Here is a 15,543-nt window from a genome sequence, read left to right on the forward strand (position 1 = left end):
CTGCTGTGGTAGGCGTAGCGAGGAGACAAAGACAGGCGAACTTCCTGTCTCTGGCTCCTCGCGAAAGCCATCCACCAGCGCCGAAGTGGGGACAATGGACTCGCCACTTACATAGGCAGCTAAACCACAACCTCCAGATTAAACACGAAACGAAAAATGCATGTGCAAGAACCACAACTTAATGCCGCTTATTACGCACTCTAAACAGAAACGTAATCTGATAGCACTTCAACGAGTAACAACAACTACCCGAACTGCCCTACCCACAATCCAACGAAGGCGACTGCTGTGGTAGGCGTAGCGAGGAGCCATCCACCAGCGCCAAAGTGGCGACAATGAACTCACCACTTACATTGCCAGCTAAACCACAACCTCCTGGATGAACAGGAAAAAGAAAAGCACCTGCAAGAACCACAACCCAACGCCGCTTCTTACTTACCACCTAAATAAAATCCCTATTCCAACACAAAAAAAGCCGCTCAAGAAATCCATTATGATCTCCTGAACAGCCATATTCGAATTTATTTATTCACCTTAAGTAAACCATCTATCAAACCAGCATGCATACCTTCATGCCATGTCAGAAGCTGAAGAACTTCTTCGACAGTTTCCATCGTAAGGAACTTGCCAATAGAAATAGGCGTACTCAATCGATGCGCAAGCTGTTGTTCAGTCAGTTGCGAAATGCGCTTGCCTTGATCTTTCATCGCAGCAAATAACTCCTCTTCTGCTGGCGGAATGCTCGGCCAAGTAGATGGACTCGTACCCGGTGCAAAGAATTCTGCCCATTCCAACTTGTCGACTGGGTAGTCATTCATTGCACGGTTAAGAAGATCTTCAGTCAAAGAATAAATATGTCCTACATTCCATCGGATGGTATTAGAAAAGCCTTCAGGTTGAACGTCCCACGCATGTTCATCTGCTCGTTTAATGAGGCCTAACGTATAACCTCTTGCCATTGAAAACTGTTGCAACGTACCCATTCATTCCACCCTTTCTTCTAATCTAAAAACAGCCTTGCACTTAGGCAGGCTGACTTTACGATGGATTTTCTTCTTGCTTTTTAATATTCTTATGCTCATTCCATTGGTCATGCGCTTCGTGGTTGTATTCACGATTATATTCTTCCTGATCACCATACGGGAACTTTTCACCGGGTGTTAGATCATGATAGTTTTGGCTGGGTGATTTATTTTGACTGTAAGCGGAGGGTTTATGTTCTCCTGTTTCATCTTGAGCATTTTCTCTAAATGCTACACTTGAATCAGAATCTGCAGGATCGGCGAGAGGTAGTTCATCTGGTACTACTACATCTTCTACCACACACTGTTCCTCATTAATTTCTTCTAATTTCGGAGTTAAATCTTTTTTGTTTGGATACTTCCCGTCAACGATTGTCATATAACCATTCCTCCCTTTCATGCAATCTAGAATCAATAGACCGCACTCTCTATACATACCCTTATTCGCCATAAACTAAACTAATTCCTTTTTTAAATAAAAAAAAGAGTAAGACAGGTATTTTATCCCATCCTACTCCGCGCCAATTTACCCACCTACGACATCAATCGTCACTTTGAATAAATCCCCATCGACTTCCACTTCCATTCGACCGCCATGTAGCTCGACAATAGACTGAGCAATAGCCAATCCTAAACCGGAACCTTCCGTCTGTCTGGATGCATCCCCTCGCTTAAAGCGTTCGAATAACTCATCCGTAGTGTCACCAAGTTCATATCGCGCAACGTTTTTCAACACGATACGCGCATTCGATCCCACTTGCTGAAGATTGACGTATACTCTCGTACCTGGCAATGAATATTTCCACACATTGATCAGCAAATTATCGAGTACTCTCCACCATTTTTGTCCATCGACCAGCGCGTAGACTGGCTCTTCAGGTAAAGTAGTCCGAACATGCAAATCTTGTTCAACAAATTCTTCCGCATGTTCTGCCAACGCTTGTTGAATCAATTGATTTAAATCCACACGCTGCTTCACCATTTCTAAATTGCCACTTGCCATTTTTGACACTTCGAATAAATCTTCAATGAGCGTTTTCAAGCGCTGTGATTTCTGATCTAAAATGCCCACGTATTTCGCACGTTCTTCTGCAGTTAACGACTCATCTTTCAATAAATCTGTATACGTAATAATGGAAGTGAGCGGCGTCCGTAAGTCATGGCTAACATTTGTGATCAACTCTGTTTTCAATCGCTCGCTTTTCGCTTGTTCATTGATTGACACACGAACACCTTCGCGAAGATTATTCAAATTCGTTGCATGTTTTGCAAGCTGTGATTTCCCTTTCACGGGTATCGCCTGCGTCAGATGTCCCGCTGCCATATCGTTCGTTGCAGCCAATATACGATTCAAATAGGCTGTTTTTTTCACGTAAATGAATAATGCAGGTAGCAAGACAAATAATATACAGAAAGCGTAAATCACGAGAAGCTCCGGTTGCATGAATCCACCCACCAAGCCTACACCGGCAAGGAAAAAGATCATGAGCAACAACGATAACTGTACACCGATTGTACGATTATTGAATGTGTCTCGAACATCTTGCGTAAATTGCATCGTAAAACTTTCACGCCAATCCTTCATCAGCCGCCCAGGTTCGCGGTATAGCATAAATAAGTGAACAGCCTGAAACACCAACAGTGCGGTAAACAGTACACCAATCAGGAAGAAGCTGACCGCCATATTACTGATAGTCCCCAAGTTTAGATACATAAACTGATTAAAGATATTGAATATAGTCGATTCGAAATAAAGAGTTAGAATAAATGCGGTTAGTAGCAAAAGAGCTACTTTCACATCTATTTTCCAGCGTGAATACGTAGCAGCAAATCTTGGCTGAAGCACCCATTCTTTCTGGAACTTTATAATTGTAAACAATGCCGCGAGCGCTAGCACACCGAGAACCCACAATCCATAGATCATATACTTCCCACGGATGAATTGATCGTTTTCCTTAGCCATTGCCCCTGACACTGCAGCATCTGAGGGAATAATAACCGTACCTTCAAAATATTGTGGAGGATTGCTAATGCCCTCTACACCATCATCTGTGAACATCGATGGTTGTTCCATGGAATAGTCATCGTACCCATTGTCATACACGGCCGAATTCGCCTTGAAATATCCTGTAGCATCTGTAAATTGTTGTTGGAAGAGGGACGTGACCTCGACATCTCCACGCGTAAATCGCTCACCTGTTTCAACATTCACGAGATCATAGGAAATGGGAATATTCATTTCTTGATTATTTTCTGTCTCCCTAATCTGACTAGCTAAAGCTTTTGCCTTTTCCGAGCGGATTTTGTCTTCTACATAACTATCGCTATCAAAATTCTTTTGGATTTCTTCTAGTTTCGTATTTCGCTCTTTAACTAAAGCCAATAGCAACGTTTCATTTTTCTCGCTTTTCGCATCCGCAATTCGTTCTGCATATTGTTGCTGGATATTATCAAGCTGTTCAGAAAGTGTACCGTATCGCTGTCGGTATTCTTCAATTTCATCAGGTGAAACCGTTAATTCCTTCTCTGCTTTTTTCAAGTCGATGGGATTGAGTACAGTAGAAGACAGATTATCGTATACCTGTTCCATTCTATAGGTGAAATCTTCTTGGTCGGTAAACGATTTACCAACAAGCTGCGGTGCGTACTGAATGATGGACGGCAACGCAATCAATACAAGTGTCACGAGCGCGGACCAGATGACCAATTTTATATTTTTATTCATCACACGGTTCCTCCTCTAATAATTCGGCCAAAGTAATGGGTTGCCAAGTGTAATCGTTCCCAGCCGTCTAGGAATAGATCAACCGCAAAAGAAGCGCAATACAGTAGACTTCCGAAAGCTAACGCAATAGCAATAAGTGACCCAACTAAGCCGTTTCTATTTTTCGATTTTATAGCCAACGCCCCACACCACTTTCACATACCGCGGATTTTTTGGATCCGCTTCGATTTTTTCTCGGATTTTTCGTATATGCACCGCTACGATATTCTCCGCGTTATATGCTTGTTCATTCCACACGCGTTCATAAATTTCGTTGATTGAAAATACGCGTCCTGGATGTTTCATCAGTAGCTCTGTTATTTTAAATTCAATTGGAGTTAGCCGAACAGGCGTCCCTTCTACCGTCAGTTCTTTCTCTTCTTCATTTAAGACAAGACCATTTACTTCAATGACTTTTTGCCCTTCATACGTCCCTAACTGCACATACCGGCGAAGCTGAGACTTCACACGAGCCATCAACTCAAGCGGATGGAATGGCTTCGTGACATAGTCGTCCGCCCCCACTGACAAGCCGTGGATTTTATCCGAATCTTCCACTTTCGCACTCAACATAATAATGGGGATATTTTGCACTTCCCGTATCTTGAATGTAGCCGTAATTCCATCCATATTTGGCATCATAATATCCAAAATCAATAAATGGATTTCATTCAACGAAAGCAACTCTAACGCTTCTTGACCATCTTTCGCCTTCAGTACACGATATCCTTCATTTTTCAAATAAATCTCAATTCCCTCGCGAATTTCTTTGTCGTCATCCGCTACAAGCACTGTAAACTCTGCCATGTACGTCACCCCGTCTCACTAATAACTTCATTCTATCACCCCACTCTTAACAAAGACTGAGGATAAATATGAAGAAATTCTTAAGATGTTTTCGAATGAATTCTTTTGCGCTCATTAAACTGCCTTAACCGCTCTTAAAAATCCACAAGTGCTCATAGAACACGGCCAAGCGCTCTATCATGCCACACAAGTGCTCATAGAACACATCCAGCCGCTCTATGCACCGTCAAAACCGCTCATAACTGATGTATAATCCTCAATAAGAATGCCACACTCATATAATGGAGGTGGCGAATATGCCTAATAAGAAGAACAAGAAGAAAAATGAGCAGATGCGCGAGGAGTATGGCGCAGGTTATGATCTGAGTCCTGATGATTTTGATGTAATTGGACAGAATGATGCGGCTAAAAAGAATAAAACGAATTCAAAGAAGAATAAGCAGACGGAAGGTAATCAACCATTTAATCCTTCATGATTTTTGAAGGAAAACGCATAGTTATCGAATACAATCATTCTTTTTCATTCATCACACACAAAAAGAGCAGCCAATTTTGGCTACTCTTTTTATGTGTATTATGTATTCTAGTTATCCGGGTTGCTCATACAGCAATCCATACTTCCGCTGAATACGTTGTAAGATCTTCATCCAACTAGCTCCAAATATGACAATGAAAAATACATTGGATAAGGCATGTGCCAGGTCAAAGTAGATACTCGATGCAAAAATCCCGGCAACGTATTTCCAAGACAACGCTTCGATATTTCCTACGATTACCCATGTATTCATGAACCAGCCGAATATATAGCCCCAGACGAAACCAAATGTACATTTTCCCCACAGCGTCCTCATAAATGCTGTATTCCGAAATAGTCCCGCAGTCATTCCCATCATTCCCCACGCATACATTTGCCAAGGTGTCCAAGGTCCTTGACCGAGGAAGAAGTTCGAGACAATCGCCGCGACCGCTCCAACGATGAAGCCCGACTCCGCACCAAATACTAACCCCGCCATAATGATGATGAACGAAGTCGGCTGAATGCTGGGTAGTCCAGCGAATGGAACACGTCCAACTGCCGCAATCGCTGCAAGCATCGCTAGCAAGACGACCTCTCTTCCCCCTACATCCCGCCACTCAAAACGGGCGAAAAACGGAATCATAATGGCCGCGATCATGATCAAGCTAAGTAACAAATACGCTCTATAATGAAAGAACACGATTGAAACGACAAGCAAAGATAATAATACAAATGAAACAATTACTAAATACTTTCGCGAACGGCCCATGTCGCCACAGCCTCCTCATACGTCAAAACTTCAGGCTGTTTCGTTTCCCGCGTCGCACGATTAATCGCCGTCGTGTAGAAATAATTGCCTTTGAATAATTCATCCGGTGTACCGTCCGCCGCAATTTCTCCGTCAAACATCATCGCACACCGTTGTGCATAACTCGCCGCAAAGCCAATGTCATGCGTCACCATGAAAATCGTCAGTCCGTCTTGCTGCAAACTATACAATAACTCACCTAAATGCTTCTTGGAAACAGGATCCATTCCCTTCGTCGGTTCATCGATAAACAACATCTCGGGTTTACCTAACAAAATACAAGCAAGTGCCGCTTTCTGGACTTCTCCACCTGAGCAATCATACGGATGACGCGTACGTAAATGGGAAATGTCGAATGCTTCGAGTATATGATGCATCCGCTTAGTTAAATCAGGTAGTTTCAAACGTTCACCAATACTTTGCATTTCTTCTTCAATCGTTTGCTGGACAAAATACGTTCGCGGATTTTGTGGCAAATACGCAATTTTTCCAAGCCACTCAGAATCCTTCATTTTCTTCATATCCTGCCCATTCAAATAGACTTTGCCACGTTGCGGTTTTATACTGCCGAGACTTGCGCGTAAAGCAGTTGTCTTTCCACTGCCATTTCCTCCAACCATCGCAAAAAACTGACCTTTCGGGATGCGTAACGTAAAACTTTTCAAGACGAATGGTGCTTTCTTTTGATACTGAAAAAACACATCGTCCATCTCAAGTATCCATCGCTCTTTCGATTGATTTAATTGCGCCTCTACAGGCACTATTTCATGCTCGTCACGACCGATCCACTGTTTACATTCTTTCACCGTCAAAGGAATTGCCGAAACGATAGGCATCTCTTCGAATTCCATATAAAGCCGTGCGAATGCAGGTAAGTACGGAAAGAACTGTGTTGCGCAATCCGCATATAACGCTCCAATGACTTGACGACTGTCTCCCTCGTACCGAACTTCACCTGATTCCATCAGTACGACCCGGTCCGCCACCGCATATAATTCTTCCAAACGGTGTTCGACTAAAACAATCGTCATGCCCGTTTCTTTATTCAGACGCTCAAGCATCAGTATCAACTCTTTTGCTGCTACCGGATCAAGTTGTGATGTTGGTTCATCGAGCAATAGCACACGCGGCTTCATAAGGAGTACCGACAGTAGATTCAATAATTGCTTTTGACCACCCGACAACTCAGAAGGCTTTGCGCTCAGCAAGTCTTCCACTCCGAAAAAATGCACCATTTCCGCTACCCGCTTACGCATTTCAAATGTAGAGTACCCTAAGTTCTCTAGCCCGAAAACAATCTCTTGCATCACTTCATCCATGACGATTTGATTGTCTGGATCCTGGAACACATAGCCGACTTGCTCGACCATCTGCCGCTCTCCCCACTCATGGATCAACTTATTTTTATAGAGAATTTCCCCTTCAAGTTTTCCTGTCGGCGTCAATTCCCTCTTCAATAACTTCAACAAAGTCGTCTTACCACTACCGCTTGCGCCTCCAATAACAAGGAACTCGCCTTCATTGACGGAAAGTGAAATGTCCTTTAGCACATGCTGATCTGTGTTTGGAAAAGAAAACGAGACGTGATTCAAATTGAATAATTCCATTTCAGTTGTTCTCTCCCTTCTACAAATACTGGAAACAGTGCGACGGCCATGCCACAAGCGAAGACGACCCAATCAAGCAATGATAGATGCAATGTACCAAGTTCCGGATAAATAATAATCTTTCCATAGCCCAACAATCCACCCGTGCCGCATATGACGAAAGCTACGAGTAAATAACTCAACCAACGTTTATCAGACTTCGTCATGCGATATGGAATATACGGACATCTTGTACCGGATCCATATCCACGTGCTTTCATAGAATCTGCTGTCTCTACAGCTTCTTCCAATGACCACGATAGTAGAATTTGTAACATCGACATTCCGCTCTTCGCACGTTCACGCAATGTTCCTTGTGTCATCGTCATGCCCTTCAGACGCTGAACATCCTGAATTTCAGTCAATCGCCTTTTTAGCAATGGCACAAAACGGATGGACATCATAATTAGAAATGCAGTCCTCGGTAGAATTCTTGCAAAAATGTATAATAATTTATTCCCGTTTAAGACGATATTCAATGAAACGAATAATAGTAGAATCATCAACAACGACATTGCGGTCACGACACCATAGAGCATCACTTCTAGTGTCACTTGTTTTCCAAAGAGATCAAACCATACATGCGTCCCTCTTGAATTAATCAAGGGATTGACTACAATAATTAGCACAGTCATAGTCATCATCAACGGTGTCCACTGCTTCATCGCTTGTCCGCCGTCATGTGATAAATTGACCCCAATTAATGCCAGGCAACCGGCTAGTAAAAAGATCGGATGATTGAAGAACATCGCAAAAAAACCAAGACAACTATAATAAAAGAACATCACGAAAGGGTGAATTGCCTGTATTCCATTGCCCATAACCCTTCCCCTTCCTACTCCCTCAACCTACTACACGTTAAAGACAGACAATCTTGCACCACGCGGGTGCAAGATTGTGTGATCATTTTGTATTCAAAAACTCCATTAACATTTTCATAGCATGTGCACGAGACGTTGAGTTACTTGGCATAAAGTTGCCGTTCTCTCCTTTTGCCATTTTCAAATCATATAGCATGCTCATTGCTTTCACAGCTTCCATATTGTATAAGCGAATATCACGGAAAGGTGCTATTTGTTCGAACTTATACATTTCGCCATTCTTCACTTCATACGCACGGTATAACATAAGCGCCATTTGTGCACGTGTCACTTCTTGTGCCGGCATGAATTTACCGTCTTTTCCTTTTACCAAACCATGATGATACGCAGCTGCAATTTCTCCTTGTGTACTTGAGGCATACTTTTGTATATCAGGGAATGGTGCTTTCTTGTCCGTCTTCAAATCTAATGCACGAACCAAAATAGATACTGCTTGCGCACGAGTCAGTGATTGATTCGGCTTAAACGTTTGATCTTTATAGCCACTCGCAATCCCTAGCTCCACTGCTTGATTAATATAATCCTTTGCCCAGTGTGTTTGAATATCCGTAAACTGTGGAGTTGGATTCGGTTCTGGTTCTGGTTTTGGATCTGGTTCTGGTTTTGGATCTGGCTTTGGATCTGGCTTCGGATCTGGATCCGGTGTTGGTTCAGGATCTGGCTTTGGCGACGGAATGACAGGTACTTCCGTGAAGTTGTACAATACACCTTTGCCTTTCGTGAACAAATCAAATGCTACTAAAGCTTGCAATGCTTGCTCCGTTGCCATTGCATTCGAACGGCTATCTCCTGCTGTATGCTGGAAGCCACCGTCAGATGTTTGGAAACTTAACAGGTGATCAATTAAGTTGATACCGTTCTTCGTAAACATCGGTATACGTGGATCAATTCGATTTGCAGTTAGACCGATGATAACTTGCGATGTCGCTTCGCTTGAAATACCTCCAACGAACGCTTCGTCGAATCCACCAGTTGGACCTTGTTCATCCGCTAGGAATTTCACTGCACGATCCATCGCTTTACGAACTTCCGGCTTATCTGTATAAGGTGCAATTCCAATCAATGCCATCGCTGTAATATCATAGCTTGTTGAGCCTTCTTTACTCGTTGACAAGCTCCACGATCCGTCATCTTTCTGATATTTCAATAGCTCTTCAACTAGGCTCTCACGTGTCCATTTCGAGTTGCTTGGCACTTGGTAACCTTTTGTATCAAGGGCAATCAACGCAAAAATGATCCCGTTATTGCCTTGGTATGTCAGGCTATCCGCACCCGTCATATGCTTTTCACTATTTAAAATTTTATCGATTAAGTTAAAGCCCTTGCCATCTGCATTCATCGGATCAATACCGATTGCTGCAGCGGCCATCGTTAAACGTTGTACATCCGTAATCTTCATACGACCTTTGCCGGACCTACTAATCACTTGGTCTTGCAAATGTTCGTAGAATTCATTTGTATAAGAAGCAGGTACTTTCTTGCCCGCTTTCACAAGTCCGATTGCCTGCCACTCACTATCGATTGGTCCTGCAAGCATTTGTGCACTCGCCTGGTTAATGGCTGAAGTAACAAGCTTTGAGTAATCTTTAGTTGATGGCGTTTCGGGTGTTGGATCTGGTTTCATTACCGGAGGCTTCGGTAATGGATTTGGATTTGGATTTGGATTTGGATTTGGTAACGGGTTCGGTTCAGGGTTAGCGATTGGTGAATATGTCACCTTCACTGATTTTGTCACTTTATCATTTTTCGCATCCGCGGCCTGTAAGACGATGTTATTCTCGCCACTCTGCAATAGCGCATTTACTGTGTTTCCTGTCACAACTGCCGGCTTGCCGTTTACGGTGACTGTCGGTTGAAGTGCTGTTCCGAAATAACTCGCTGCATGTACTTGGAATGAAAGGCTAGACTTCGTAACTGTTGCTCCCGAAGTAATTCCTGACACTGAAATCTTCGGCTCCAAGTCTTCACGGAAAGGAAATAGATCAGCGTTTAGATCCTTACCTAAGTCCGTCGTATATTTCCACTCCACTTTATCGCCAGGGATGAGCTTGATGACGCCCGCTCCGCGATTTGGAAAGATACCGTTGACGCTGTACATCCAACCACTGCCTTGTCCGCGGTCGAATTCATATACATTATCTATCCCCTCTACATATGCAGTCGCGCCTTCTCCGCCACTGTATTCCATTTGAATGCCTCTTGATTCAACATTTCGTTTCAATACACTTAAAACCGTATCGCCTTCCTGTACTTCGACGGTAGACAACGGCATAGGGATTTCTGTATTAGAAATTGTAATGGAATGTTGCAGCGTCTGTGTTGCTTGATTTTCATAAATCGGTGTCGGGTGCTCTGCAAATGAAGGTGCAACCGGCATGAGGATAGCGGCACTCGCTAATGCGAATGCTGCTGTTATTTTTGTGAAGTTTTTGATGATAGAAATAAAGCATACCTCCTTATTTAATAATGAATAATTTACGAGCAGATTGTTTTATTGTTATTCCTTCTGCAGAGACTGGATCAATTACGACTAAAGAATATAACTGACCTTCCATATAGTCTGTTTCAGGTGTCACAGTAACTGTTACACCATTTGCTTTCACTGTGGCTGGCACACGCTTGCCTGTAATGTCTTCTACATAGATTTTATTTAAATTCACTTTCGAGTCTTGAATTTCTCTGTTGAACGTGACTGTAAACGTATGAGAAGGTTCTACTACTTCGGCATCGAAATAACGATATGGACGATCATTATCTACAATAAATACTTTTTTCGTTCCTTCAGGAATTTCCGTTTCTTTCTTCGTTCCATTTTCTCCAGCTTGCACAACATAATATCCTTCAATCATTTCCGTGTTTTCAATAAAAATAGGAGACCAAATTTCATTTTTATTTTTCTGTACCTTTAGAAGGCTGTCATTAAGAATCCCTTGAAGAGTTGAATGACTTGAAACTTCAAGTTGCGTTGATTTTTCTGAGAAGTCATATAAACGCCCTTCACCTTTTGTAAATAAATCAAATGCTACAAGACCTTGAATCGCTTGTTCTGTAGCCATTCCGTCTGTCGAACCCGTTAAAGTATGCTTGAAGCCCCCATTTTCTGTTTGGAAGCTTAACAAATGATCGATCAAGTTGATGCCATTCTTTGTAAAACGTTCTCCTTGGGGATCGATGTTATTTGCTGTCAGTCCAATGATCACTTGCGAAGTGGCTTCACTAGAAATGCCACCTACGAACGTTTCGTTAAATCCACCAGTAGAACCTTGGCTTTCTGACAAGAAAGTAACTGCTTTCTCGACAGCTTTTTTAACAGCTGGTTGCTCATTGTATGGAGCTAATCCAATAAGAGCCATTGCTGTCATATCATAACTCGCAGTCCCTGTATTACTTGTAGCTAAACTCCACGCACCATCAGCCCTTTGATAGCTTAAAAGAGCCTCAACTATCTTTTCGCGGTTCCATTTTGCATCTTTTGGAACTTCATAGTTTTTCGTATCGAGTGCAACTAATGCAAAAATCAAACCATTCGTTCCTTGGCGAGTCATCGTATCAACATTTCTAATACTTATACTGTTATAAATTTTATCCAGTAAATCGATACCATTGATATTTTTAGGATCTCTCCCTATCGCTGCTGCCGCTATCGTCAAACGTTCTGCATCTGTTATTTTTAGACGTTCCAAGTTCGCAACGATTTGTTGTTGGACATTTTGTTCGAATACTTCTTCATAACTTTCCGGTACAGTTGCTCCGGCTTTTGCTAAACCAACTGCCGTCCATTCGCTCGAAACAGATTTACTCAGTATATAATCTGTGACTTTCTTAATTGCTTCAGGTACGCGTTCTTGACTCGCAACTACTGTAATTTGTAATGCATCTGCCGCTTTCCCTACCACAGCTGCTTCTGTTGCAACTAGTGAGAGGTTTTCACGTTCCACTTTGCCTTTTAATTGAATCGTAATTTGCTGATCCGTATTTTGGGTGATTGTAGAAATTGTTAAATTAGATGGTTCGACAGTCCAATTCGCCGTCTCTAGCGCTGCTGACGTAAAAGTATCTCCTATTAGATTCACAGTAATTGCGGGATTATCACTATGTTCTATAACCTGTGTAGACGTAGACATAGCGGCCCAACGACCATAGAAGAACTTCACCACGTCAGTATTTTTCAAGACATAAGCAGCGGCTCCAACAGAAGGAGCTTGTCCGTTTACTGTATAATTCCAGCCATCCCAACCGCCTAATGTTCCTGCTTCTTCATTATCAATTGATGTTACATACGCCCCGAAATCACTTTCTTGCACAGTATATTTTATGCTCTGGCTATTCAGTGCCTTCTTCAATGCATCTAATGCATTTTGTCCTTCTGTAACTTGAACCGCTTCTTTTAAAATTCCTCCCGATAAACCTTCTACTTCGACATCCACTAAGTAGTTAGCGGCTTGTGGGCTTATATTACTTTGTTGAACATCCGAATTCGCTAAAGCAACTAAACTCGTTGCAGGTAACAGCATCGTTACTGCTAGTAAAACACTTGCAATGATAGATACATAACGCTTAAACAAATGATTTCCCCCTTATCCTAGTTTGGTAATTGAACGTAAAAAAGCCCTTGCCTCCAGAAAGAGACAAGGGCACTATGTATAAGCGGACTTCAGTTAATGACTTATTACATCCAATACAATATGCATACCTCTTCCTGGGAGGCGTAACGCATGGTATTTTGGCAAGTCTCCTGACTTATGGATCATCACATCTTCAACCTTCCCAGTATTTCACCAGTGGTGTTTTGAAGATATTTCCCATTTACAGTGGCCGGACCGTACAGGATTTTCACCTGTTTCCTTTTTCATCTTTACAATAATGTAAAGAACCAAAATATTCTATTCAATTTTACATTAGTATATCACATGCTCACCTGCTACTTTTTATTATTTCAAAAGAATAGTATAAAAGACCGATGAAAGAATCTCTCATCGGTCTTTTTGTAAATATTATTTATTTCATCACGTGCTATATAAGTGAGTGAATGCTTACAGCTCCTGATAATCCCGCTGATAGACTCCGCCATCTTTCACTTCTGCATGATAAAGTGCTTTCAATGCAAAGCTTTTCTCTAGCTCATGCTCTTTCATAATCTCTTTCAATCGCCTGTTTAACTCTGGGCTATGCTTTACGAGCTGAAGCATCTTAGGTTGTGAATATTGCACGAAAATCCCCTCCTCATTTCATTTGTTTCTATAGTATAACATGGCTACGGTTCTTGGTGTATGAAAGGAAATTGTTCTTCTAGCTGGAAATCACCCTCAACTTTCATGTATACTGACACAAGCACAAGCTAATGACTATGGGCAAGTAAATGAATTGCGCTACAGAACCAACTTACATATTGGACGAGAAGGAATTTTTCTCGTCTTTTTTATTTTCACTAGTAATGATTTTGTCAACAAACCGCCTTTTATTTAGCGTTTACATGGGCGATTAAATGGGTAATGTGAAGTGTATGTGTGCAATTTTATTGTGCTTTTCGATTATGTACTTAGCTCATTTCACAAACTACATTCAAAAAAGGAGGACCTATGAAAAAAGTATCATCAACATTTTATATTACATTAGCAGCGGTCGTATTGGCAGTCGGTTATGGTGTAATTGCTCCCGATCACTTTGAGGCTGTCACGCTCGTTATAAGAAACTTCATTTCTGATTCATTCGGCTGGTATTACTTACTGACAGTTTCTATGTTATTCTTCATCTCAGTTTATTTGATATTCAGTCCACTCGGCAGGATTCGATTGGGGAAAGACAGTGATAGACCGCAGTTTTCTATGTTCTCTTGGCTTGCGATGCTATTTTCCGCCGGTATGGGAATTGGACTCGTGTTCTATGGAGCTGCAGAACCTCTTTCACATTATGCAGTAAGTTCAGCTACTGCACCTACTGAAACGAAAGAAGCGTATAAAGAAGCGATGCGTTCAACATTTTTCCATTGGGGCTTCCACGCATGGGCCATATACGGTATGACCGCTTTAGCACTAGCTTACTTCCAGTTCCGCAAGGGTCAGCCTGGATTGATTTCCGCTACACTTCGCCCAATTTTCGGTAATCGTGTAGAAGGTAAACTCGGAACCGTCATTGATGTCTTTGCAGTTTTCGCTACTGTCTTCGGCGTCGCAACATCACTTGGATTTGGAGCAGTCCAGATCAACGCAGGTTTGAATTACTTATTCGGTGTACCGATCGGTTTCTGGTCTCAATTTATTATTATTGGGGTCGTAACTGTATTATTCCTAATATCCGCATGGAGCGGTCTTGGAAAAGGTATTCGTATTTTATCAAATACAAATATGGTATTAGCTCTTACACTGTTGGTCTTTATCATTGCACTCGGTCCAACATTGCTGATCTTCAATATGTTCACTGATTCTATCGGAGGTTATTTAGAGCACCTCATTCGTATGAGTTTCCGTACAGCACCACTTACACCTGAAAATCGTTCATGGTTGAATGACTGGACACTATTCTACTGGTCTTGGTGGATAGCGTGGTCACCATTTGTCGGCATGTTCATTGCCCGTGTTTCGAAAGGTAGAACAATTCGTGAATTCATGATCGGTGTGCTTGTTGTACCGACAGTATTGAGCGCCATTTGGTTCTCAGCATTTGGTACGACAGCTATTGAAACACAAAAGGCAGGCATTATCGATCTAGCCTCAACTGCAACAGAGTTGACGATTTTTGAGATGTTCAGTGGATTGCCTTGGTCATTCGTCATTTCAGTTGTCGCTATTTTGCTGATCACATCATTCTTCATTACATCAGCGGATTCAGCTACATTTGTACTCGGCATGCAGTCGTCATATGGTTCATTGACTCCACCTAATAACTTAAAAGTTGTCTGGGGTGTCATTCAGTCTTCCATTGCGATTATTCTATTATATGTTGGTGGGTTGGATGCTCTTCAAAACGTCATCATCATAGCCGCCTTACCATTCTCCATCATACTGATCATGATGGTCGTCTCGCTATTCAAATCCTTAAAAGAAGAGCGAAAAAAAGTAAAACGAAAATAAAAAATGAACACTGCGCACATGCGTAGTG

13 protein-coding genes and 1 riboswitch are annotated in these 15,543 nt (G+C 42.1%); of the genes, 3 read left to right on the forward strand and 10 right to left on the reverse strand.

The window, feature by feature from the left end; translation table 11 throughout:
- Positions 1 to 182, forward strand: a 182-nt coding sequence (locus tag CSV64_RS16860; RefSeq protein ID WP_233191838.1) for a hypothetical protein, incomplete at its 5' end; no start/stop codon positions are given.
- A gap of 339 nt (positions 183 to 521) precedes the next feature.
- Here CSV64_RS16860 and CSV64_RS09595 read toward each other — a convergent pair.
- From CSV64_RS09595 to CSV64_RS09615, 4 genes are all read right to left on the reverse strand, one after another.
- Positions 522 to 983: a DinB family protein gene (locus tag CSV64_RS09595; RefSeq protein WP_099634232.1), complete on the reverse strand. Its 462-nt coding sequence runs from the start codon at positions 981 to 983 to the stop codon at positions 522 to 524.
- A 55-nt stretch (positions 984 to 1,038) separates the two neighbouring features.
- Positions 1,039 to 1,401 carry a hypothetical protein gene (locus CSV64_RS09600; protein WP_099634233.1) on the reverse strand — a complete coding sequence of 121 codons (363 nt, stop codon included), beginning with the start codon at positions 1,399 to 1,401 and terminating at the stop codon, positions 1,039 to 1,041.
- Positions 1,402 to 1,548: 147 nt separating this feature from the next.
- Positions 1,549 to 3,747 carry a sensor histidine kinase gene (locus CSV64_RS09605; RefSeq protein ID WP_099634234.1) on the reverse strand — a complete coding sequence of 733 codons (2,199 nt, stop codon included), beginning with the start codon at positions 3,745 to 3,747 and terminating at the stop codon, positions 1,549 to 1,551.
- Between the two features lie 156 nt (positions 3,748 to 3,903).
- Positions 3,904 to 4,593: a response regulator transcription factor gene (locus tag CSV64_RS09615; protein ID WP_099634236.1), complete on the reverse strand. Its 690-nt coding sequence runs from the start codon at positions 4,591 to 4,593 to the stop codon at positions 3,904 to 3,906.
- Positions 4,594 to 4,889: 296 nt separating this feature from the next.
- Between CSV64_RS09615 and CSV64_RS09620 the strand changes: the two genes are divergently transcribed.
- Positions 4,890 to 5,069: a hypothetical protein gene (locus CSV64_RS09620; RefSeq protein WP_233190429.1), complete on the forward strand. Its 180-nt coding sequence runs from the start codon at positions 4,890 to 4,892 to the stop codon at positions 5,067 to 5,069.
- Positions 5,070 to 5,180: 111 nt separating this feature from the next.
- On the opposite strand, the gene CSV64_RS09625 is transcribed toward CSV64_RS09620, so the two are convergent.
- The 6 genes from CSV64_RS09625 to CSV64_RS16745 form a co-directional block, all read right to left on the reverse strand.
- Entirely contained in the window at positions 5,181 to 5,879 is a 699-nt protein-coding gene (locus tag CSV64_RS09625) for an ECF transporter S component (RefSeq protein WP_099634238.1), read from the reverse strand.
- Positions 5,855 to 7,525, reverse strand: a complete 1,671-nt coding sequence (locus CSV64_RS09630) for an ABC transporter ATP-binding protein (RefSeq protein WP_099634239.1) — start codon at positions 7,523 to 7,525, stop codon at positions 5,855 to 5,857. Before CSV64_RS09630 ends, CSV64_RS09625 begins: the two co-directional genes overlap by 25 nt.
- Complete coding sequence (locus CSV64_RS09635) at positions 7,507 to 8,385, reverse strand: energy-coupling factor transporter transmembrane component T (protein WP_099634240.1); 879 nt, start codon at positions 8,383 to 8,385, stop codon at positions 7,507 to 7,509. The genes CSV64_RS09630 and CSV64_RS09635 overlap by 19 nt, the downstream gene beginning before the upstream one ends.
- An 82-nt stretch (positions 8,386 to 8,467) precedes the next feature.
- The gene (locus CSV64_RS09640) at positions 8,468 to 10,822 is read right to left on the reverse strand and encodes an S-layer homology domain-containing protein (protein ID WP_099634241.1); all 2,355 of its coding nucleotides are present in this window, start codon (positions 10,820 to 10,822) and stop codon (positions 8,468 to 8,470) included.
- A gap of 79 nt (positions 10,823 to 10,901) precedes the next feature.
- Positions 10,902 to 13,010 carry a DUF4430 domain-containing protein gene (locus tag CSV64_RS09645; protein WP_099634242.1) on the reverse strand — a complete coding sequence of 703 codons (2,109 nt, stop codon included), beginning with the start codon at positions 13,008 to 13,010 and terminating at the stop codon, positions 10,902 to 10,904.
- A gap of 143 nt (positions 13,011 to 13,153) precedes the next feature.
- A riboswitch (cobalamin riboswitch) is annotated at positions 13,154 to 13,338 on the reverse strand.
- A 140-nt stretch (positions 13,339 to 13,478) separates the two neighbouring features.
- Positions 13,479 to 13,655 carry a hypothetical protein gene (locus tag CSV64_RS16745; protein ID WP_099625366.1) on the reverse strand — a complete coding sequence of 59 codons (177 nt, stop codon included), beginning with the start codon at positions 13,653 to 13,655 and terminating at the stop codon, positions 13,479 to 13,481.
- Positions 13,656 to 14,024: 369 nt separating this feature from the next.
- On the opposite strand from CSV64_RS16745, the gene CSV64_RS09655 reads away from it, so the two are divergent.
- The gene (locus tag CSV64_RS09655; protein WP_099634243.1) at positions 14,025 to 15,515 is read left to right on the forward strand and encodes a glycine betaine uptake BCCT transporter; all 1,491 of its coding nucleotides are present in this window, start codon (positions 14,025 to 14,027) and stop codon (positions 15,513 to 15,515) included.
- The last annotated feature ends 28 nt before the right edge of the window (positions 15,516 to 15,543 follow it).

This window comes from Sporosarcina sp. P32b, assembly GCF_002743335.1.
GTDB lineage: Bacteria > Bacillota > Bacilli > Bacillales_A > Planococcaceae > Sporosarcina.

Excerpts from the sequence above, each read along its gene's own strand:
- CSV64_RS09630 (WP_099634239.1), bottom strand. The coding sequence starts at position 7,525 with ATGGAATTATTCAATTTGAATCACGTCTCGTTTTCTTTTCCAAACACA.
- CSV64_RS09615 (WP_099634236.1), bottom strand. The coding sequence starts at position 4,593 with ATGGCAGAGTTTACAGTGCTTGTAGCGGATGACGACAAAGAAATTCGC.
- CSV64_RS09605 (WP_099634234.1), bottom strand. The coding sequence starts at position 3,747 with ATGAATAAAAATATAAAATTGGTCATCTGGTCCGCGCTCGTGACACTT.
- CSV64_RS09640 (WP_099634241.1), bottom strand. The coding sequence starts at position 10,822 with ATGCCGGTTGCACCTTCATTTGCAGAGCACCCGACACCGATTTATGAA.
- CSV64_RS09655 (WP_099634243.1), top strand. The coding sequence starts at position 14,025 with ATGAAAAAAGTATCATCAACATTTTATATTACATTAGCAGCGGTCGTA.
- CSV64_RS09620 (WP_233190429.1), top strand. The coding sequence starts at position 4,890 with ATGCCTAATAAGAAGAACAAGAAGAAAAATGAGCAGATGCGCGAGGAG.
- CSV64_RS09625 (WP_099634238.1), bottom strand. The coding sequence starts at position 5,879 with ATGGGCCGTTCGCGAAAGTATTTAGTAATTGTTTCATTTGTATTATTA.
- CSV64_RS09635 (WP_099634240.1), bottom strand. The coding sequence starts at position 8,385 with ATGGGCAATGGAATACAGGCAATTCACCCTTTCGTGATGTTCTTTTAT.
- CSV64_RS09600 (WP_099634233.1), bottom strand. The coding sequence starts at position 1,401 with ATGACAATCGTTGACGGGAAGTATCCAAACAAAAAAGATTTAACTCCG.
- CSV64_RS09595 (WP_099634232.1), bottom strand. The coding sequence starts at position 983 with ATGGGTACGTTGCAACAGTTTTCAATGGCAAGAGGTTATACGTTAGGC.